We start from the raw sequence: 20329 nt of genomic DNA, 5'->3' as shown, positions 1-20329 counted from the left end.
GCGGCCTCGATGTAGAAACCGAATCAATAGGACCCCTGAATAATGGCTATCGAGATCAAAGCCCCTACATTCCCGGAATCGGTCGCCGACGGCACCGTTGCCACCTGGCACAAGCAGCCGGGCGACGCGGTTAAGCGTGATGAACTGATCGTCGACATCGAAACCGACAAGGTAGTCATGGAAGTACTGGCCGAAGCTGACGGCGTGCTGACCGAGATCGTCAAGAACGAAGGCGACACCGTGCTGAGCGGCGAGCTGCTCGGCAAGCTGGAAGCAGGCGCTGCTGCCGCCGCTGCACCCGCTCAAGCTGCCGCCCCGGCCCCGGCCCCGGCCGCTGCTGCTCCGGCAGCCGCTGCCAGCGCGGGTAGCGAAGAGCCGATCCTGGCCCCGGCGGCCCGCAAGCTGGCCGAAGAGAACGGTATTGATCCGAACAGCATCCGCGGTACCGGCAAGGACGGTCGCGTGACCAAGGAAGACGTCGTCGCCGCCGTCGAAGCCAAGAAGTCCGCTCCGGCTGCCGCTGCCGCCAAGCCGGCCGCTCCTGCCGCTGCGGCTCCGATCTTCGCCGAGGGTGATCGCGTCGAGAAGCGCGTGCCGATGACCCGCCTGCGTGCCAAGGTCGCCGAGCGTCTGGTCGAAGCCCAGTCCTCCATGGCTATGCTGACTACGTTCAACGAAGTCAACATGAAGCCGATCATGGAACTGCGCGCCAAGTACAAGGACCTCTTCGAGAAGACCCATAACGGCGTGCGCCTGGGCTTCATGTCCTTCTTCGTCAAGGCTGCGGTGGAAGCGCTCAAGCGCCAGCCGGGCGTCAATGCCTCCATCGACGGCAACGACATCGTCTACCACGGTTATCAGGACATCGGCGTCGCCGTTTCCAGCGACCGCGGTCTGGTGGTGCCGGTCCTGCGTAACGCCGAGCACATGAGCCTGGCGGAGATCGAAGGCGGCATCAACGAGTTCGGCAAGAAGGCCAAGGCCGGCAAGCTGACCATCGAGGAAATGACTGGCGGTACCTTCACCATCTCCAACGGTGGTGTGTTCGGTTCCCTGCTGTCGACCCCGATCGTCAACCCGCCGCAGACTGCCATCCTCGGCATGCACAAGATTCAGGAACGTCCGATGGCCGTCAACGGTCAGGTGGTCATCCTGCCGATGATGTACCTGGCGCTGTCCTATGACCATCGCTTGATCGACGGCAAGGAAGCTGTGACCTTCCTGGTTACCATGAAGGACCTGCTGGAAGACCCGGCCCGTCTGCTGCTGGATATCTGATAGAAACGCCCCGGGCTGCAGTTGGCAGGTCAGGTGAAAGCCGGTCTTGCTGCCTGCAGCCTTTGGCTTTTAGCTGCTTTTGAAGAGGATTCGTAATGAGCCAGAAATTCGACGTCGTCGTCATCGGTGCCGGCCCCGGCGGCTATGTTGCCGCTATTCGCGCAGCCCAGCTGGGTCTGAAGACCGCGTGTATCGAAAAGTACCAGGGCAAGGACGGCAAGACCGCTCTGGGCGGTACCTGCCTGAACGTAGGCTGCATTCCTTCCAAGGCTCTGCTGGACAGCTCCTACAAGTTCCATGAAGCCCACGAGAGCTTCAAGGTGCACGGCATCAGCACTGGCGAAGTGGCCATGGACGTTCCGACCATGGTCGCGCGCAAGGACCAGATCGTTAAGAACCTCACCGGTGGTGTATCGGCCCTGCTGAAAGCCAACGGCGTGACCGTCTTCGAAGGCCACGGCAAGCTGCTGGCCGGCAAGCAGGTCGAAGTTACCGGCCTGGACGGCAACGTACAGACTCTCGCTGCCGAGAACGTCATCCTGGCTTCGGGGTCTACCCCGGTGAACATCCCGCCGGCACCGGTTGATCAGAAGGTCATCGTCGACTCCACCGGCGCGCTGGACTTCCAGAGCGTGCCGGGCAAGCTGGGCGTCATCGGCGCCGGTGTGATCGGTCTGGAGCTGGGTTCGGTCTGGGCCCGTCTGGGCGCTGAGGTCACCGTCATCGAGGCCATGGACAAGTTCCTGCCGGCCGCTGACGAGCAGATCTCCAAGGAAGCTTTCAAGGTCCTGTCCAAGCAGGGTCTGAAGATTCTGCTGGGCGCGCGCCTGACTGGCTCGGAAGTGAAGGGCGATCAGGTGACTGTCAACTTCACCAGTGCTGAAGGCGAGCAGCAGATGACCTTCGACAAGCTGATCGTTGCGGTCGGCCGTCGTCCGGTCACCACCGATCTTCTGGCGGCCGATGCCGGCGTCGATATGGACGAGCGTGGTTTCATCTTCGTCGACGATTATTGCGCCACCAGCGTTCCGGGCGTATACGCCATCGGTGACGTGGTTCGCGGCGCCATGCTGGCGCACAAAGCGTCGGAAGAGGGCGTGATGGTTGCCGAGCGCATCGCTGGCCACAAGACCCAGATGAACTATGACCTGATTCCGTCGGTCATCTACACTCACCCGGAAATCGCATGGGTCGGCAAGTCCGAGCAGGCGCTCAAGGCCGAAGGCGTTGAAGTCAACGTCGGCACCTTCCCGTTCGCGGCCAGTGGTCGTGCCATGGCTGCCAACGACACCGCCGGCCTGGTCAAGGTCATCGCCGATGCCAAGACCGACCGCGTGTTGGGCGTGCATGTAATGGGCCCAAGCGCCGCCGAGCTGGTTCAGCAGGGCGCCATCGGCATGGAGTTCGGCACCAGTGCCGAAGACCTGGGCATGATGGTGTTCTCGCATCCGACCATGTCCGAAGCGCTGCATGAAGCGGCCCTGGCAGTGAATGGCCACGCCATCCACATCGCCAATCGCAAGAAGCGCTAATCGGTTTAGTGCTGTACCCGGGGCCCGACGTATCCAGCGATACGCCGGGCCTTTTGCAAACTGCAGGTTCGAAAGGATTGCAGGTCGCTGAGAGGTATCGTGAATTCGCAGATAGTTTTCAGCGACTTGTGAGGGAGGCACGACGGTTCGTCGTGCCGTAAATGCGCCAATACCAAAACAGACGGTAGAAAGCATGAATCTTCACGAGTACCAAGGTAAACAACTGTTCGCTGAATACGGTCTGCCCGTGTCCAAAGGCTATGCGGTAGATAGCCCGAAGGAAGCAGCGGAAGCCTGCGACAAGATCGGCGGCACACAATGGGTGGTCAAGGCCCAGGTGCATGCCGGTGGACGTGGCAAGGCGGGTGGCGTAAAGCTGGTTCGCAGCAAGGATGAGGCCCGGGCGTTCGCCCAGCAGTGGCTCGACAAGCGTCTGGTGACCTACCAGACCGATGCCAATGGTCAGCCGGTCAGCAAGATTCTGGTCGAGGCGTGCACCGATATCGACAAGGAGCTCTACCTGGGCGCCGTGGTCGATCGCGCCAGTCGCCGGATCGTCTTCATGGCGTCGACCGAAGGTGGCGTGGACATCGAAAAAGTCGCTCACGACACGCCCGAGAAAATCCTCAAGGCCACCATCGATCCGCTGGTAGGCGCGCAGCCCTTCCAGGCGCGCGAACTGGCGTTCCAGTTGGGCCTCAAGGGTGACCAGGTCAAGCAGTTCGTACACATCTTCGTCGGCCTCGCCCAGCTGTTCCAGGACTATGATTTGGCCCTGCTGGAAGTGAACCCGCTGGTGATCAAGACCGACGGCAATCTGCACTGCCTGGACGCCAAGATCAACATCGATAGCAACGCCATCTATCGCCAGCCGAAGCTGCGCGACATGGCCGACCCGTCACAGGACGATCCGCGCGAGGCGCATGCTGCCAAGTGGGAGCTCAATTACGTGGCGCTCGACGGCAACATCGGTTGCATGGTCAACGGTGCCGGTCTGGCCATGGGCACCATGGACATCGTCAACCTGCACGGCGGCGCGCCGGCGAACTTCCTCGACGTGGGCGGTGGCGCCACCGAGGAGCGCGTGACCGAAGCGTTCAAGATCATTCTCTCCGACAGCAATGTCGCTGCGGTTCTGGTGAACATCTTCGGTGGCATCGTGCGTTGCGACATGATCGCCGAGGGCATCATCGGTGCCGTACGTGAAGTGGGGGTCAAGGTGCCGGTGGTGGTGCGGCTGGAAGGCAACAACGCCGACCTGGGCGCCAAGATGCTGAGTGAGAGCGGTCTGAACATCATCGGTGCGAACAGCCTGACCGATGCGGCCATTCAGGTTGTCAAAGCCGCGGAGGGCAAGTAATGAGCGTACTGATCAACAAGGACACCAAGGTCATCTGTCAGGGCTTCACTGGCTCGCAGGGCACCTTCCATTCCGAGCAGGCGATTGCCTACGGTACCAAGATGGTCGGTGGTGTCACGCCCGGCAAGGGCGGCACGATGCATCTCGGGCTGCCGGTATTCAACACCGTGCGCGAAGCGGTCGAGGCGACGGGCGCCGATGCATCGGTCATCTACGTACCGGCACCGTTCTGCAAGGACTCCATCCTCGAAGCGGCCTTTGGTGGCATCAAGCTGATCGTCTGCATCACCGAGGGCATTCCGACGCTGGACATGCTGGAAGTGAAGATCAAGTGCGACGAGCTCGGTGTGCGCCTGATCGGGCCGAACTGCCCCGGCGTGATCACGCCCGGTGAGTGCAAGATCGGCATCCAGCCGGGGCACATCCATATGCCCGGCAAGGTCGGTATTGTCTCGCGCTCCGGCACGCTGACCTACGAAGCCGTGAAGCAGACCACCGACGCCGGTTTCGGCCAGTCGACCTGCGTCGGCATTGGTGGCGATCCGATTCCGGGCTCGACCTTCATCGATATCCTCAAGCTGTTCCAGGACGATCCGCAGACCGAGGCTATCGTGATGATCGGCGAGATCGGCGGTTCGGCCGAGGAAGAAGCGGCGGCCTTCATCAAGGCCAACGTGACCAAGCCGGTAGTTTCCTATATCGCGGGCGTTACGGCTCCGGCCGGCAAGCGTATGGGCCATGCCGGTGCGATCATCTCCGGCGGCAAGGGCACGGCGGAGGAGAAGTTCGCCGCGCTGCAGGACGCAGGCGTGAAGACCGTGCGCTCGCTTGCCGATATCGGCAAGGCGCTGGCGGAAGTCACAGGCTGGCAAATGAAGGCCTGATGAAAAAAGGCCCGGCGAAAGCCGGGCCTTTTTCGTTGGGCTTACCCAGGCCGCTTGCGCGGCGCACCTTGGGCGCTCTCATGGGGCGGCTGCGACCTTCTGGCCGCCAGCTTCCGCAGCGAATACCGACGTTCTGATCGGCATTCGCGCTGCATCGTGGCATCATTGCCACTCATTCATACGTGTTTCGCTCCACAAGAGCGATGGCGTGCATCGAAGGTTCGGCCCAACCGGCTGAGTGACGTTTCCCCTTATCCCTGAAGGAAACCCGTATCCCATCATCAGGCCTGTGTGATCGCTGAACCGCCGCTTTGGCTGCGCGGGCGTCGCGTCATTTGTGCCGTTATCTCTCTGGTAGTTTTCCCTGCATGAATCGTTTGAAAGGTTTTGACCTGCTTGCCCTCGGCTTCATGACGTTTGCGCTGTTTCTCGGTGCGGGCAATATCATCTTCCCGCCCAGCGCCGGCATGGCGGCGGGCGAGTTCATCTGGCGCGCGGCGCTGGGCTTCCTCCTCACGGGCGTCGGGTTACCGCTGCTGACCGTGGTTGCGCTGGCGCGCGTTGGCGGCGGGATGGATCGACTCACCGCTCCTCTGGGCAAATTCGCCGGTACGGTGCTGGCTGTCGCGGTGTACCTGGCGATCGGTCCGCTGTTCGCCACACCGCGCACCGCAGTCGTTTCGTTCGAGATGGGTATCGCGCCGTTCAGTGGCAACTCGGGCATGCCGCTGTTCATCTACACGCTGGTGTTCTTCGCGGCCATGCTGTTTCTGGTGCTGAATCCGGGGCAATTGGTCAACCGCATCGGCAAGTTCATCACGCCGGTGCTGTTGGCGGCCTTGCTGGTGCTCGGTGGCGCTGCGATCTTCGCTCCGGCGGGCGAGGTGGGAGCGGTCAACGAAAGCTATCGTGGCGCGCCGTTGATCAAGGGCTTCCTCGAGGGATACCTGACCATGGATACGCTGGGTGCTCTGGTGTTCGGTATCGTGATCGCCACGGCCATTCGTGATCGCGGTGTAACCGAGCCGGCGCTGGTGACCCGTTACTCGATGATTGCCGGCGTGATCGCCGCCATCGGCCTGTCGCTGGTCTACCTGGCCCTGTTCTATCTCGGCGCCACCAGTCAGGGTATCGCCGGCGGAGCGGAGAACGGCGTCCAGATCCTGACCACCTATGTGCAGCACACCTTCGGGACGCCGGGCAGCCTGCTGCTGGCTGTGGTCATCACCCTTGCGTGCCTGACCACGGCGGTGGGGCTGACCACCGCCTGTGGCGAGTTCTTCAGCGCGCTGCTGCCGGTCTCCTATCGCAGTGTGGTGATCGTGTTCGCGCTGTTCAGCCTGCTGGTGGCGAACCAGGGGCTGACGCAACTGATCAGCGTGTCGGTGCCGGTGCTGGTCGGTCTGTACCCGCTGGCCATCGTGCTGGTAGCGCTGAGCCTGCTGGATCGCTTCTGGCTGTCGTCGTCGCGTGTCTTCGTGCCTGTGATGGCGGTGACGCTGGTTTTCGGCGTTGTCGATGGCCTTGCCGCAGCCGGTCTCGGCAGCTGGGTGCCGGCGCTGTTCACGCAGCTGCCGCTGGCGGATCAGAGCATGGGCTGGTTGGTTCCGGTACTGGTGATGTTGGTACTGGCGGTCGTCACCGATCGTCTGCTCGGCCGTGCCGAGCGGGTGCAGCACCGCGCGTAAGCTCAAGCAAGGCGCCGCATCGCTCGACGATGCGGCGCTGACCTCGGAAGCGGCTGGCTATAATCTGACGACCTTTCCGAGGACCCGCCATGACGTTATCCGATACACACGTGCCGCATCTGATCGCCGTCCTGTGGTTCATCCTCTGCTGGGTCGGCTATACACGCTATGCGGATTGGCGGGGGCGCGATACCGCCTGCCTGGCGAGTGTCATGCATCTTTATCGGCAAGACTGGATGCAGCGCCTGCTGTTGCGGGAGAACCGCATCGCCGATGCCAATGTCATTGGTAACCTGGAACGCAACGCCTCGTTTTTCGCCTCCAGCACGCTGATCATCCTCGCGGGCATCCTGACTGCGCTGGGCGCGTCCGACCGCGCGGTTTCGCTGCTGGCCGATCTGCCGTTCGCGCAACCTGTCAGCCGCGGGCTTTCGGAGATCAAGCTGCTGTGCCTCGCGGTGGTTTTCGTCTATGCGTTCTTCACCTTCAGCTGGTGCATGCGCCAGTACAACTTCGCCGCCGTGCTGGTGGCCTCCGCTCCGATGGTGGGGGAGCGTAACGTCAGCGATCAGGAGCGCAGAGCTTTCGCCGATCGGGCTGCACGGGTCATCTCCATGGCGGCCAACCAGTTCAACTTCGGCTTGCGCGCCTACTATTTCGGCATGGCGACGCTGGCCTGGTTTATCCATCCGTGGTTCTTCATGCTTGTTACCGCTGGCGTGGTGCTCATCCTCTATCGCCGGGAGTTCCATTCCGACGTGCTCGAGGTGATGGTATTCACGCCAACTTCGCCGACCGAATCGCCCAAGGAATAGGGCGCGCTGCTGGCGAGACGGTATCATGCGCGGCCCGACCCACATCCGAGAGTTCGAATGAGCGATAGCCAGATACTCGAGCGCACGCAGCGCTTTCTGTCTTTTCTGCGGCACTGTCAGGTGCTCGGGCTGAGCGTTGAGCATGCCGATCGCCGGGGGCTGACCTTGCGCCTGCCGTACAGCGAAAAGATAGTCGGCAACCCCGAGACCGGCGGCGTCCACGGCGGCGCCATCACCACGCTGATGGACACCACGTGCGGAATCTCCACGGCCTGTGCATTGCCAGAGCTGGAGGTGTGTCCGACGCTCGATCTGCGCATCGACTACATGCATCCCGCCGAGCCCGGTCACGACATCTTCGGCTTTGCCGAGTGCTACCGTGTCACACCAACGGTGATCTTCACCCGAGGCGTGGCCTATCAGCGAGATATCAACGAGCCGATCGCACATGCCGTGGGCACCTTCATGCGCATGGGCAAGGCGGCTCAGGGCCCGTTCGGCAAAGGCGGTGCAGCATGAGCGAGCTCAATCTCAACGCGCTGGTGCAGAGCGCTCATGCCAACAACGATTACGATTCGCTGATCAAGCTGGTTCCCTATGCCCGGCTGATCGGGATCGAATGCCTGCGGCTTGGCGACGAGATGGTGTTCCGTCTGCCGCAGAACGAAGACAACATCGGCAACCCGCTGCCGGCCATCCATGGCGGCGTCATCGCGGGCTTTATGGAGCATGCGGCAATGCTGCATCTGCTGATGTTCATGGGCGCGCCACATTTGCCCAAAATCATCGACTTCTCGATAGATTATCTGCGTGCCGGTCACTATCGTGACACCTTCGCTGCCTGCCAGGTCTGGCGCCAGGGCCGCAGGGTCGCCAATGTCGCGATCACCGCCTGGCAGACCCATCAGGCCGAACCCATCGCCACCGCCCGCTGCCACTTCAAGATCGACGAGCCCTGACGCATCGACGGCTAGCGGCGCTGCGGTGTGCGCTGTTACCCCTGCGATTGCGTGAAGGAACTCGAATGGAAGCACTGTTGATACTCGGCGGCCTGTTACTGATGCTCGCCGGTTTCGTCTGGCTGATCAGCCAGGCATTCACGACCAGCCTGCTGTGGGGGCTGGGCAGCTTGCTGCCGCCGATGACGCTGGCTTTCGCGTTCAGCCATTGGCGTGTGGCACGCAAGGCCGTGGTGCTTTCCTGTCTCGGAATCATTCCCCTCGTGGTCGGGCTGTCTTTGCTGGCCAGCCGCGATTCCGAGCGGCTGACTGCCATATTCAGCCTGGGCTGGCTGCCCGCCCAGTCGCAGCCCGAGCTGGAGATGGGCATGCGGGGGCAGTTGAACGGCCGCCGGTTCGTGCCGCAGCAAGGGGAGCTGATCAATGGCGTGCTGAGCTTGCGCGCAGGGCAAGGATTTTTTGCTCGCCAGGAAGTCACCATCCGTCTGCACCAGCCCGTAGACGGGGCGGTGCGTGTAGATGTCCTGCCGGATGACAGCGGCGACCTGCCGGAAGTGGAGATCGCCTGGTTGGGGCAGGATGAGGAGTTGCCCGAGACGCGACGTCTTGATCGCGGCTACACCCTGCATCTTGACCTGCAGCCGGTAGCGCCGAATCGGCTGAAAGGCGATTTCCATCTGGTCTTGCCGCCGCAGTACGACACCAGTCTCACTGGCGTTGTCGAGCTGTATACAGACCGCCTGCGTTATCGCGACGGTCAGGTCGATCGCCGTCACGACTCGCGTGACACCATCGCTTACGTCGTCGAAGACTATCTGCAGCGCCGCCACGCAAGCCGCGATGTCGTGCTGCAGGCCTTGCCTTCGCTGACATTGCCCGCCGATGAGTTGCAGCTGGAGGCGCAGGCGCAGGTGAAGGGGGAGCCGCAGGCGTTTACGCTGCGTCTGGGCAAGAACGAGCAGGGCTGGCATGTGAAGGGGGATGACTATCCGCCTCTGGCGGTGGAGAAGGCAGCCTCCGTGCCGGCAAGCAAGACGGTGGAACCCGTCGGCGCTGTGCCCGCCGCACCGCGCAAGGTCGATGGGCGCCTGTACTTTTCCATGGAGCAGGTGCTGCGCAATCCGGGGCGCTACCAGCACCGGCTGATGCGTGCCCATACCGAGCGTGGCGGCATTGCCGAAGGGCGCTTCGCCGGGCTGGACGGCGATGGCAATCTCGTCATCCGACGGATCATTCGCGGGCCTGGCGAGGCGACCTACAATCTGGCGCCCGGCGAGATCGTCCTGCTGGAACTGATCGAGCCCTGATGCGGGTCGGCCGGCGCCATGTCGCGTCGGCCGCCCTTGAAATTCGTCGTCCCGTCCCCATCTGCCAGACATCGCCGCAGCCGCGGTCCGTGCCCTATAGATGACGTGGAGTTCGTAGACGATGAGTGTGGAAACTCAAAAAGAAACCCTGGGCTTCCAGACCGAAGTGAAGCAGCTGCTTCACCTGATGATCCATTCGCTGTATTCGAACAAGGAAATCTTCCTTCGCGAACTGATTTCCAACGCTTCCGACGCTGCCGACAAGCTGCGCTTCGAGGCGCTGGCCAAGCCGGAGCTGCTCGAAGGTGGCGCCGATCTGAAGATTCGCCTGTCCTTCGACAAGGACGCCAAGACCGTAACCCTCGAAGACAACGGCATCGGCATGAGCCGCGAGGACGTGATCGCCCACCTCGGCACCATCGCTAAATCCGGCACCGCGGATTTCCTGAAGAACCTTTCAGGCGACCAGAAAAAGGATTCGCACCTGATCGGCCAGTTCGGCGTGGGCTTCTATTCGGCGTTTATCGTCGCCGACAAGGTCGACGTCTACAGCCGCCGCGCCGGTACCCCGGCCAGCGAAGGCGTGCACTGGTCGTCGAAGGGCGAGGGCGAATTCGAAGTCGCGACCATCGAAAAGGCCGAGCGCGGTACCCGCATCGTCCTGCATCTGAAGAAGGACGAGGAAGAATTCGCCGATGGCTGGCGTCTGCGCAATATCGTCAAGAAGTACTCCGACCACATTGCCCTGCCCATCGAGTTGCCGAAGGAGCACTACGGTGAAGAGAAGGACAAGCCTGCCGAGGTCGAGTGGGAGACCGTCAACCGTGCCAGTGCCCTCTGGACCCGTCCGCGCAGCGAAGTGAAGGACGAGGAATATCAGGAGTTCTACAAGCACGTCGCTCACGACTTCGACAACCCGCTGTCCTGGAGCCACAACAAGGTCGAGGGCAAGCTGGAGTACACCTCGCTGCTGTACGTGCCGGGTCGCGCGCCGTTCGATCTGTACCATCGCGAAGCGCCCAAGGGCCTCAAGCTCTACGTTCAGCGCGTGTTCATCATGGATCAGGCCGACGAGTTCCTGCCGCTGTACCTGCGTTTCATCAAGGGTGTGGTGGACTCCAATGACCTGTCGCTCAACGTTTCGCGCGAGATCCTGCAAAAGGATCCGGTAATCGACTCGATGAAGTCGGCGCTGACCAAGCGCGTGCTGGACATGCTGGAAAAGCTGGCGAAGGACAAGCCGGAGGACTACAAGAAGTTCTGGTCGCAGTTCGGCCAGGTGCTCAAGGAAGGCCCGGCAGAAGACTTCGCCAACAAGGAGAAGATCGCCGGTCTGTTGCGTTTCGCCTCTACCAGCGACACATCGGGCGAGCAGTCCGTGTCGTTGGCCGACTACCTTGGCCGCATGAAGGAAGGTCAGGACAAGATCTACTACCTGACCGGCGAGAGCTATGCACAGGTCAAGAACAGCCCGCACCTGGAGGTCTTCCGCAAGAAGGGCATCGAAGTGCTGCTGCTCACCGACCGCATCGATGAGTGGCTGATGAGCTATCTCACCGAGTTCGATGGCAAGCAGTTCGTTGACGTGGCGCGCGGCGATCTGGATCTGGGCAAGCTGGACTCGGAGGAGGACAAGAAGGCCCAGGAAGAGATCGCCAAGGCCAAGGAAGGGCTGATCGAGCGTCTGAAGGGGGCGTTGGGCGAAGAGGTGGCCGAGGTGCGGGTATCCCACCGCCTCACCGACTCGCCGGCCATTCTTGCCATCGGCGAGCAGGATCTTGGGCTGCAGATGCGCCAGATTCTGGAGGCGAGCGGGCAGAAGGTGCCGGAGTCCAAGCCCATCTTCGAGATCAATCCGCAGCATCCGCTGATCGAGAAGCTTGACGCCGAACCGGACGAGGATCGCTTTGCCGATCTTTCACACATCCTGTTCGACCAGGCCGCGCTGGCTGCCGGTGACAGTCTCAAGGACCCGGCGGCTTACGTGCAGCGCTTGAACAAGCTGCTGGTCGAGCTCTCGGCCTGACCGGCAGACGCAGTAAACAAAACGGCCCGTCACTGACGGGCCGTTTGCGTTTACGAGCCCTTCTCAGAGCAACATGCTGACCAGTCGAGTGCCGTGAGTGAGGTTGTCGGCCACCGGACAGCGTTTTTCGATCAACTCCAGTAACGCCTGCTTGCCGGCGCGGTCGAGATCAGCATCGATTTCCACCTTCACCCGCAACTCCTGAAAACCGGGGCGCATGCTCGGGTCGCGCCCCAGCAGGCCCGACGGATCGTAGTCGGCCTCGATCTCGAAGCGCATGCCACGCAGTTCGATTTTTTGCTGGTGCGCGATAAAGCGGCCAATAGTGCCGAAGCATCCTGCTACCGCAGCCAGGATGGCTTCCAGCGGAGTGGGGCCCAGATCCTGACCGGCCGCGTTTCTGGGCTGGTCCATGATCAGGCGGTGGTTGCCGCACTCGACTTCGATCGCCATGCCGGCATTCATCTGTCCACGGGCACTGATGGTTTTCATGGTCATGCGCTGAGTTCCTTTGCTGATTCGAACAGCGATGCGGCGAATGGCATCGATCTGACCGGATATTAGGAGCGCAGCGGGGAGGCCACGTTGATTCTGGTCAAATACGGTGGGGGGTATGCGGGATGCGGGCTCGTGGCCCCGCAAGCTGAACGCTCATGCGTGCCGGCGGTCTACTCGCTGGCTGTCAGGAGGACCGAGCTTTGTACATCCAGAGAATCTTTTGCGCGCTTTCCATCTGCCTGTTGGCCCCATTCACCGCGGCCGAGGAGCGGGAGTACCGGTATAGCGATGCACACCTGCACTATGTGGACTTCTTCCAGGAAACCGACGGCATGCAGAAGCTGCTCGAGGCAATGGATGCAGGACGCATCGATCATGTGATGATCAGCGGCATTCCGGTCGCAAAGAAATGGCACGAGAACGAACCCAAGCGTCCACGCTATTACGCCGGCGATGACGCGCCGGTGTACTGGTACAGCGCCACCGATGTGCTGGTGGCCGCGGCGCTGGAGGAACTCGACGAAGAGCAGCGCAAGCGGTTTCATCCGTTTCTCTCCGGCTTCAATCCCAACGACAAGAACGCCGATGCCCATATCCGTCGCATGCTCGAGTTGCATCCCGGGCTCTGGCAGGGGTTGGGGGAGATCTTCACCCGCCATGACGATGTAACGGCCCTGACCGAAGGCGACACGCCGCGCGCCAACAACGAGGCGCTGGCCCGGGTCTACCACCTGGCTGCCGAGTTCGACCTGCCGGTGATGCTGCACTCGAACATCACCTCCAAGCGCGAGCGCAATCCGCTGTATCTGGTCGAGCTGGAGGAACCGCTGCGCAACCATCCGCACACGCGGTTCATCTGGGCACATGCCGGCACCAGCATGGAGCTGCACCGGCACCAGGAAAAGCTGGAATTTCTCCATGAAACGGTCAGTCGGCTACTGGACGACTACCCCAACCTGTACATTGATCTGTCCTGGACGATGCTCAAGCCTTACCTGCTGGGCGAAGGGGACAAACCTGATCCGAAGTGGGTGGAGCTGGTGACGCGGCATCCGACGCGTTTCGTGATCGGCTCCGACGTAGTGGGCCATTTCGAGAATCTGGCCACAGGCATGAATGCGTTTGCCCCTTTTCTCGATGCCTTGCCCGAAGCGGTGGCGCGGGGTGTGGCGCGTGACAACTTCCTCGCGTTGTTGCCGCAAAAACGCCAGGACGAGCTGCGCTGAGCGTCATGAGGCTGTAATCGCGACGTCATAACCTGCCGGCTCCTCACATTGGAAGGAGCAGGTCATGTCGTTCACTCGTTGGTCGTTGGTTGCCACGTTGTTGGTGGTAGGTATTCCTGCGCAGGCGCAGGTTGAAGTGGTGGGGCCGGTGGAGTACGGCATCTTCGAAACGTCCAAGGACGACTTCCAGCCGGGCGAGCGTGTGCTGAGCCGCCGCGACCAGCCGATTCGTCAGACCATTGAGGTGCCAGCCAAGCTCGGCAGCAAGTTCGGGTTGCGCTATCGCCTCTCCGGCAAGCGTGAGGGGGATACACCGCTGACTCTGCTGTACCTGACGCCGGGCGTGGTGACGCCTGATGGCAAGCGTCATGACAAATTCGAGGTGGTGCAGAGCCTGGTGCCCGATGCCGAAACCGACGTGATGGCCTTCGAGTTTACCGAGGTGCACGAGGTGGTGCCGGGCGAGTGGCGGCTGATGGTCTTTCAGGGTGACCGGAAATTGGCCGAACGGACGTTTCAAGTCCGCTCGAGATGATGGCGATATCGCTTGGACGTAGTGGCCTTCAAAACCGTCAGTCGCCCTAACCATTAATTTGACGTCAAAAATTCAAGAGTGCGGTTCTGTCTCCGATAAATGAAGCAGGTCACGGTTTGTGACGTCGTTTCAATTCATGGAGAAAGTAGCCCCATGTCCATCCGCAATCTCACAATCGGCAAACGTTCCGCCCTCGGCTTCGGTTTGATCGGATTACTGGTTCTGTTCCTCGGCCTGTTCGCGTTGAACCAGATGGCAAATATGCGCAAGGAAAGCAGGGAGGTCGACGAGAACTGGCTGCCGAGCATCATGGCCATCAGCGAGCTCAACATGACGGTGATGCGTATTCGGGCGCTCACCCTGCGCATGACCGTCGCCGAAGACGTGCAGGTCGTGCAGAGCACTGCTCAACGCTTGGCACAGCTGCGCGGGGAGGTAGCGGAGCGCGATGCACAGTACGTCAAGCTGTTGACGACGGCGGAAGAAAAGTCCGCGTATCAGCGGTTCAAGCAGGCCTTCGACCAGTACCTGCCGTTGCAGCAGCGCATCGTCGACCAAGTACAGCGGGGCGAACATGATCAGGCTATCGCGATCATCAACGGCGCGATCAATGAACATGCCGATAACGTCACGGCCGCGTTGAACGAGCTGCAGCGGATAAACAATGAAGAGGCGGGGCAGGCAGCTGAGCGGGCGTCCATTCAGTACGACACCGGTTTCGGTTGGGTTGTGGCCACGCTGATCTTTGCCGCCGTGGTTACGGTCATGCTCGCCTGGATGTTCACCCGTAGCGTCGTGGGCCCGCTGGGACAAGCGGTTTCGGTTGCCGAGCGTATTGCCAATGGCGACCTGACCGGCGATTTCGCGGTGAATGGCAACGATGAGCCAGCTCGTTTGCTGGCATCGCTCAAGACCATGCAAAACAATCTGCGGGGCACCATCCAGGGCATCGCCGAGTCGTCCAATCAGCTCGCTTCGGCGGCTGAGGAGCTCAACGCCGTTACCGAAGATTCGACGCGTGGCCTGCATCAGCAGAACCATGAAATCGAACAGGCCGCAGCAGCTGTCAATCAGATGACCGCGGCAGTGGATGAAGTGGCGCGTAACGCGGTGGCTACCTCCGAAGCCTCGCAGGAGTCGAACGACACGGCGCAGCGCGGGCGCAAGCAGGTTCTGCAGACGGTGGAATCGATCAACCTGCTGGCCAGCGACGTGACCAACACCGCTGGCGAAGTGGAGCATCTCGCCGGACAGGTGCGCGACATCAGCAAGGTGCTGGAGGTGATTCGTTCCATTGCCGAACAAACCAATCTGCTGGCATTGAATGCGGCGATCGAGGCCGCGCGCGCCGGCGACGCCGGGCGTGGTTTTGCGGTGGTCGCGGACGAAGTGCGCGCCCTGGCGCATCGCACTCAGCAGTCCACAGCCGAAATCGAACAGATGATCGGCAGCGTGCACCAGGGTACCGACAAGGCGGTAAGTGCCATGCATGTCAGTAATGAGCGGGCCCGTACCACGCTGGAAATGGCACGCGCCGCAGGTGAAGCGCTGGACGGTATCACGGCCGCGATCAGTCAGATCAGCGAGCGCAACCTGGTTATTGCCAGTGCTTCGGAAGAGCAGGCTCAGGTTGCCCGCGAGGTGGATCGCAATCTGGTCAACATCCGTGACCTGTCGCTGCAATCGTCGGCGGGCGCCAACCAGACCAGCGCAGCGAGTCAGGAACTGGCGAGGTTGGCGATTGGGCTAAATGAGGTGGTGCAGCGTTTTCAGGTTTAAGCGAACCTAAAGGAGTTAGATTCTCAGTTCCGAAAACATATTTTCAAGCCAGGTGTCAAGTAACGATAGACCTTATCCGATATACGGTTATATCCCGTAGTCACGTGAGGTCGTCGTTATGTTCAGACAAATGAAAATAGCCCTGAGGGCTGGATTGGGCTTCGGCTTTGTGGCGTTGCTGGTCTTCGCGCTCGGCGTTTTCGCGTTGACGCGCATCTCGGCCATGGAGGATGAGGCCGAGGAAGTTGACCAGCGGCTGTTGCCTACCATTCAGCTGCTCGGTCAGGTCAATCAGGAGTTTCTGATGATCCGCGCCGCCACCCTGCGCCTGCTGATCAGCCAGCTTGACGAGCGGCGCCGCGGAGCGGATACCCTCGATGGTCTGCGCAAGACCCTGGCGCAGGAGCGGCAGGAGCTGGATCGGCTGATCCAGGACGCGGAGGGCAAGGCGCTGCTTGCCTCGTTCGACCAGGCGCTGACCCGTTATGAGAGCTTCCAGCGAAAGATCGTCGAGCTCGCGCTGCAGGATCGTGTGGATGAGGCAATCGAGCTGACCAGGGGTGAGCTGAACGAGCACGCGCGCAGCACCTCCCAGGCGATCGCCAATCTCATCGATCTCAATCGCAAGGCGGCCGATGCAGCCAGCGACCACGCCCTCGAGGTGGCAAGCAACGCCTTCGAGGGTGTCGTGATTGCAATGGTGGTCGCGTTTATCGCCACGATCGCGCTGGCGACGCTGCTGACCCGCAGCATCGTGCAGCCGTTGGCTGAGGCCGTAGGTGTCGCCGAGGTGATTGCCGGCGGTGATCTGACCCGCAGTATAAAAGTTGTCGGCAATGACGAGCCGGCACGCCTCCTGATTGCGCTCCAGGCCATGCAGCGCAGCCTGCGGGACACCATTCAGGGCATCTCGCATTCGTCCAATCAGCTGGCTTCGGCGGCGGAGGAGCTCAATGTCGTCACCGAAGACTCCACTCGCGGCCTCCACCAGCAGAATCATGAGATCGAACAGGCTGCAACGGCGGTCAACGAGATGACCACTGCGGTGGACGAAGTGGCGCGCAACGCCGTGGCGACATCCGAAGCGTCGCGCGAGTCCGATGAGACGGCACAGCATGGCCGCCAGCAGGTCATCCGTACGGTGGAGTCGATCGGCCTGCTGGCGAACGACGTCACGCAAACGGCTACCGAAGTGGAGCGTCTGGCGGGTCAGGTGCGTGACATCAGCAAGGTGCTGGATGTGATTCGCTCGATCGCCGAGCAGACCAATCTGCTGGCGCTCAACGCGGCCATCGAGGCGGCACGGGCAGGGGATGCGGGCCGTGGTTTCGCCGTAGTGGCCGACGAGGTGCGTGCACTGGCCCATCGCACCCAGCAGTCGACCCAGGAGATCGAACAGATGATCGGTGATGTGCACCAGGGAACCGACAAGGCGGTGCACGCCATGCAGTTGAGCAACGAGCGCGCCAGAACCACGCTGGATCTGGCGCGCGCCGCCGGGGAAGCGCTCGATGGCATCGCCAGTGCGATCAGCCAGATCAGCGAGCGCAACCTGGTGATTGCCAGTGCTTCGGAAGAACAGGCCCAGGTGGCGCGCGAGGTCGACCGAAATCTGGTCAACATTCGTGACCTGTCGCTGCAGTCTTCCGCGGGCGCCAACCAGACCAGCGCTGCCAGCCAGGAGCTGGCGCGCCTGGCGATCGACCTGAACAACCTGGTGGCGCGCTTCCAGGTCTGAGCCATGGGTGAGGCTTCGTCAGACGCCTCACCCAATGACAGCTCATATGGGCATTTTTCGCCCTCCCGTGACAGCACAGCGCTGGGCACGGGCGGGCGAGCGGCGTACTATCCCGCGTTTTTCCACAGCAGGAACGGGCTGAGTCGGGGCCGTTCTTCCCAGCTGCGAGATGTGCCCATGTCCGATCTGCCTCGAATTTTCCGCTTCATCAATCGCACCAGCCTGGTCGCCCAGATCGTGGTTGGCCTGCTGGCCGGCGCGCTGCTGGCGCTGTTCCTGCCTGGGGCTGCCAAGTCGGTGGCGCTGCTGGGGGACCTGTTCGTGCAAGCCCTCAAGGCGGTTGCGCCGGTTCTGGTGTTCGTGCTGGTGACGTCATCGCTGGCCAACCACAAGCGCGGGCAACCCACGCATATTCGGCCGATCATTCTGCTTTACGCGGTGGGCACCTTGAGCGCGGCGGCCGTCGCTGTGCTGGCGAGCTTCATGTTCCCCACATCGCTGACGCTGGTGAGCGGGGCGGCTGATGTAACGCCGCCGTCCGGTGTCGGGGCGGTACTGCAGACGCTGCTGTTCAACATCGCCGACAACCCGGTGCGTGCGCTGCTCAATGGCAACTTCATCGGCATCCTGGCATGGGCAATCGGTCTCGGCTTCGCTTTCCGCCATGCACAGGACAGCACGCGGCGGCTGATCGGCGATCTGTCCGATGGCGTCACGCTGATCGTCAAGGTGGTGATCCGCTTCGCGCCGCTCGGCGTGTTCGGTCTGGTGGCTGGCACCCTGGCCGATTCCGGTTTCGATGTACTGCTCGGCTATGCGCGGCTGCTGCTGGTACTAGTGGGCGCCATGCTGTTCATGGCGCTGGTGATGAACCCGCTGATCGTGTTCTGGCAGATTCGCCGCAATCCCTATCCGCTGGTGTTCACCTGCTTGCGCGAGAGCGGCATAACGGCCTTCTTCACCCGCAGTTCGGCCGCCAACATCCCGGTGAACATGCAGCTGTGTCAGCGTCTCGGGCTGCACAAGGACACCTACTCGGTTTCCATCCCGCTGGGCGCGACCATCAACATGGGCGGTGCGGCGATCACCATCACGGTGCTGACCCTGGCTGCGGTCAATACGCTTGGCATCCAGGTGGATGTGGCCACTGCGGTGTTGCTGAGCCTGCTGGCGGCGGTCTGCGCTTGCGGTGCCTCGGGTGTGGCCGGTGGCTCGTTACTGCTGATTCCGCTGGCTTGCAGTCTGTTTGGCATCTCCAACGACCTGGCGATGCAGGTGGTGGCGGTCGGCTTCATCATCGGCGTGGTGCAGGACTCGGCCGAGACGGCGCTGAATTCCTCGACTGACGTGCTCTTCACCGCAGCGTCCTGTATTGCCCATGGCGATATCGACGAGGGTGCCGAGCGGCGCGTTTGAATCAACCGATAACGGAAACAAGAACGGCGCCCTAGGGCGCCGTTTTCGTGTGTCACTTGCTGGATCAGGCCTTGTAGCGGCGCAGTACCAGCGTGGCGTTGGTGCCGCCGAAGCCGAAGCTGTTGCTCATGATCGTGTCGATCTGAGCGTTCTCGCGGGTTTCCCGCAGGATCGGCATGTCCGCGACTTCCGGGTCCAGCTCGTCGATGTTGGCCGAGGCTGCGATGAAGTTGCCTTCCATCATCAGCATCGAGTAGATCGCCTCGTGGACACCGGCAGCGCCCAGCGAATGGCCGGACAGGCTCTTGGTCGAGCTGATGGTCGGGATCTTGTCGCCGAACATGTTGCGCACGGCCTTGATCTCGGCCACGTCGCCCACCGGGGTGGACGTGCCATGGGTGTTCAGGTAGTCGATCGAGCCTTCGACGGTGGACATCGCCTGCTGCATGCAGCGCAGGGCGCCTTCGCCGCTCGGGGCGACCATGTCGTAGCCATCGGATGTAGCGCCATAACCGACGATTTCCGCGTAGATCTTGGCGCCGCGCTTGAGGGCGTGCTCCAGCTCTTCGACCACGACCATGCCGCCACCGCCGGCGATGACGAAACCGTCACGCTTGGCATCGTAGGCGCGGGAGGCCTTTTCCGGAGTTTCGTTGTACTGGCTGGACAGGGCGCCCATGGCGTCGAACAGGCAGCTCTGGCTCCAGTGTTCCTCTTCACCGCCACCGGCGAAGACGACGTCCTGCTTGCCCATCTGGATCTGCTCCATCGCATGGCCGATGCAATGCGCGCTGGTGGCGCAAGCCGAGGCGATGGAGTAGTTGATGCCCTTGATGCGGAACGGGGTCGCGAGACAGGCCGAGACGGTGCTGCTCATGGTGCGCGGAACGCGGTATGGGCCGATGCGCTTGACGCCCTTGTCGCGCAGGATATCGATGGCTTCCATCTGATTGATGGTCGATGCACCACCCGAGCCGGCCACCAGGCCGATACGCGGGTTGGAAATGTCATCCAGACTGAAACCGGCGTCCTTCACGGCCTGCTCCATCGCCAGGTAGGCGTAGGCGGCGGCGTCACCCATGAAGCGCAGGACCTTGCGGTCGATCAGCTCTTCGAGGTTCAGGTTGACGGAGCCCGAGACCTGGCTGCGCAGCCCCATGTCCGCATAGGACTGGTTGAAGCGAATGCCGGGGCGACCGGCGCGCAGGTTGCCGGAGACGGTCTCTTTGTCATTGCCCAGGCAGGAAACGATACCCAGGCCAGTGATCACGACGCGACGCATGCGGAT

At 61.9% G+C, this 20329-nt stretch carries 17 protein-coding genes; 15 read left to right on the top strand and 2 right to left on the bottom strand.

Translation table 11 applies throughout. The features are described 5' to 3' along the window. Positions 1–42 precede the first annotated feature (42 nt). From odhB to htpG, 10 genes are all read left to right on the top strand, one after another. Complete coding sequence (gene odhB, locus ACVRRC_RS16845) at positions 43–1278, top strand: 2-oxoglutarate dehydrogenase complex dihydrolipoyllysine-residue succinyltransferase (protein ID WP_472997265.1); 1236 nt, start codon at positions 43–45, stop codon at positions 1276–1278. Positions 1279–1373: 95 nt separating this feature from the next. Beyond that, positions 1374–2810: a dihydrolipoyl dehydrogenase gene (gene lpdA / locus ACVRRC_RS16840; RefSeq protein WP_011913021.1), complete on the top strand. Its 1437-nt coding sequence runs from the start codon at positions 1374–1376 to the stop codon at positions 2808–2810. A gap of 193 nt (positions 2811–3003) precedes the next feature. Next, positions 3004–4170, top strand: a complete 1167-nt coding sequence (gene sucC, locus ACVRRC_RS16835) for an ADP-forming succinate--CoA ligase subunit beta (RefSeq protein ID WP_011913022.1) — start codon at positions 3004–3006, stop codon at positions 4168–4170. Next, positions 4170–5054, top strand: a complete 885-nt coding sequence (sucD, locus tag ACVRRC_RS16830; RefSeq protein WP_011913023.1) for a succinate--CoA ligase subunit alpha — start codon at positions 4170–4172, stop codon at positions 5052–5054. Before sucC ends, sucD begins: the two co-directional genes overlap by 1 nt. Before the next feature lie 368 nt (positions 5055–5422). Beyond that, positions 5423–6742, top strand: a complete 1320-nt coding sequence (gene brnQ, locus ACVRRC_RS16825) for a branched-chain amino acid transport system II carrier protein (protein ID WP_014596526.1) — start codon at positions 5423–5425, stop codon at positions 6740–6742. Between the two features lie 89 nt (positions 6743–6831). Beyond that, complete coding sequence (locus ACVRRC_RS16820; protein ID WP_013982601.1) at positions 6832–7557, top strand: DUF599 domain-containing protein; 726 nt, start codon at positions 6832–6834, stop codon at positions 7555–7557. 57 nt (positions 7558–7614) lie between these two features. Continuing rightward, positions 7615–8076: a PaaI family thioesterase gene (locus tag ACVRRC_RS16815; RefSeq protein WP_011913026.1), complete on the top strand. Its 462-nt coding sequence runs from the start codon at positions 7615–7617 to the stop codon at positions 8074–8076. Then, positions 8073–8516: a PaaI family thioesterase gene (locus ACVRRC_RS16810; protein WP_011913027.1), complete on the top strand. Its 444-nt coding sequence runs from the start codon at positions 8073–8075 to the stop codon at positions 8514–8516. Before ACVRRC_RS16815 ends, ACVRRC_RS16810 begins: the two co-directional genes overlap by 4 nt. Positions 8517–8581: 65 nt before the next feature. Continuing rightward, positions 8582–9823: a hypothetical protein gene (locus ACVRRC_RS16805; protein WP_017245267.1), complete on the top strand. Its 1242-nt coding sequence runs from the start codon at positions 8582–8584 to the stop codon at positions 9821–9823. Positions 9824–9944: 121 nt separating this feature from the next. Then, complete coding sequence (gene htpG, locus ACVRRC_RS16800; protein WP_011913029.1) at positions 9945–11849, top strand: molecular chaperone HtpG; 1905 nt, start codon at positions 9945–9947, stop codon at positions 11847–11849. Between the two features lie 63 nt (positions 11850–11912). Here htpG and ACVRRC_RS16795 read toward each other — a convergent pair whose 3' ends face one another. Further along, on the bottom strand, positions 11913–12347 hold the full coding sequence (locus ACVRRC_RS16795) for an OsmC family protein (protein ID WP_423567408.1): 435 nt from the start codon (positions 12345–12347) through the stop codon (positions 11913–11915). A 200-nt stretch (positions 12348–12547) separates the two neighbouring features. On the opposite strand from ACVRRC_RS16795, the gene ACVRRC_RS16790 reads away from it, so the two are divergent. The 5 genes from ACVRRC_RS16790 to sstT all read left to right on the top strand — a co-directional run bounded on the left by ACVRRC_RS16790 (position 12548) and on the right by sstT (position 19041). Further along, positions 12548–13573, top strand: coding sequence for an amidohydrolase family protein (locus ACVRRC_RS16790; protein WP_013982604.1), 1026 nt, complete (start codon positions 12548–12550; stop codon positions 13571–13573). A gap of 64 nt (positions 13574–13637) precedes the next feature. Next, a complete protein-coding gene (locus tag ACVRRC_RS16785; RefSeq protein WP_014596532.1) occupies positions 13638–14108 on the top strand; it encodes a DUF3859 domain-containing protein in 471 nt (156 codons plus the stop codon). A gap of 153 nt (positions 14109–14261) precedes the next feature. Beyond that, a complete protein-coding gene (locus tag ACVRRC_RS16780) occupies positions 14262–15887 on the top strand; it encodes a methyl-accepting chemotaxis protein (RefSeq protein ID WP_472997264.1) in 1626 nt (541 codons plus the stop codon). A gap of 130 nt (positions 15888–16017) precedes the next feature. Continuing rightward, positions 16018–17625 (top strand): methyl-accepting chemotaxis protein, encoded by a 1608-nt coding sequence (locus ACVRRC_RS16775; RefSeq protein ID WP_472997263.1) that lies wholly within the window; start codon positions 16018–16020, stop codon positions 17623–17625. 177 nt (positions 17626–17802) lie between these two features. Beyond that, a complete protein-coding gene (gene sstT, locus ACVRRC_RS16770; protein ID WP_020306184.1) occupies positions 17803–19041 on the top strand; it encodes a serine/threonine transporter SstT in 1239 nt (412 codons plus the stop codon). A 64-nt stretch (positions 19042–19105) separates the two neighbouring features. On the opposite strand, the gene fabB is transcribed toward sstT, so the two are convergent. After that, entirely contained in the window at positions 19106–20323 is a 1218-nt protein-coding gene (fabB, locus tag ACVRRC_RS16765) for a beta-ketoacyl-ACP synthase I (RefSeq protein WP_013982608.1), read from the bottom strand. Positions 20324–20329 lie beyond the last annotated feature (6 nt).

Source organism: Stutzerimonas sp. LR2 (assembly GCF_055755175.1).
Note: the sequence above shows the minus strand (reverse complement) of the source record. Positions and strands in the feature narration are given on the sequence as shown.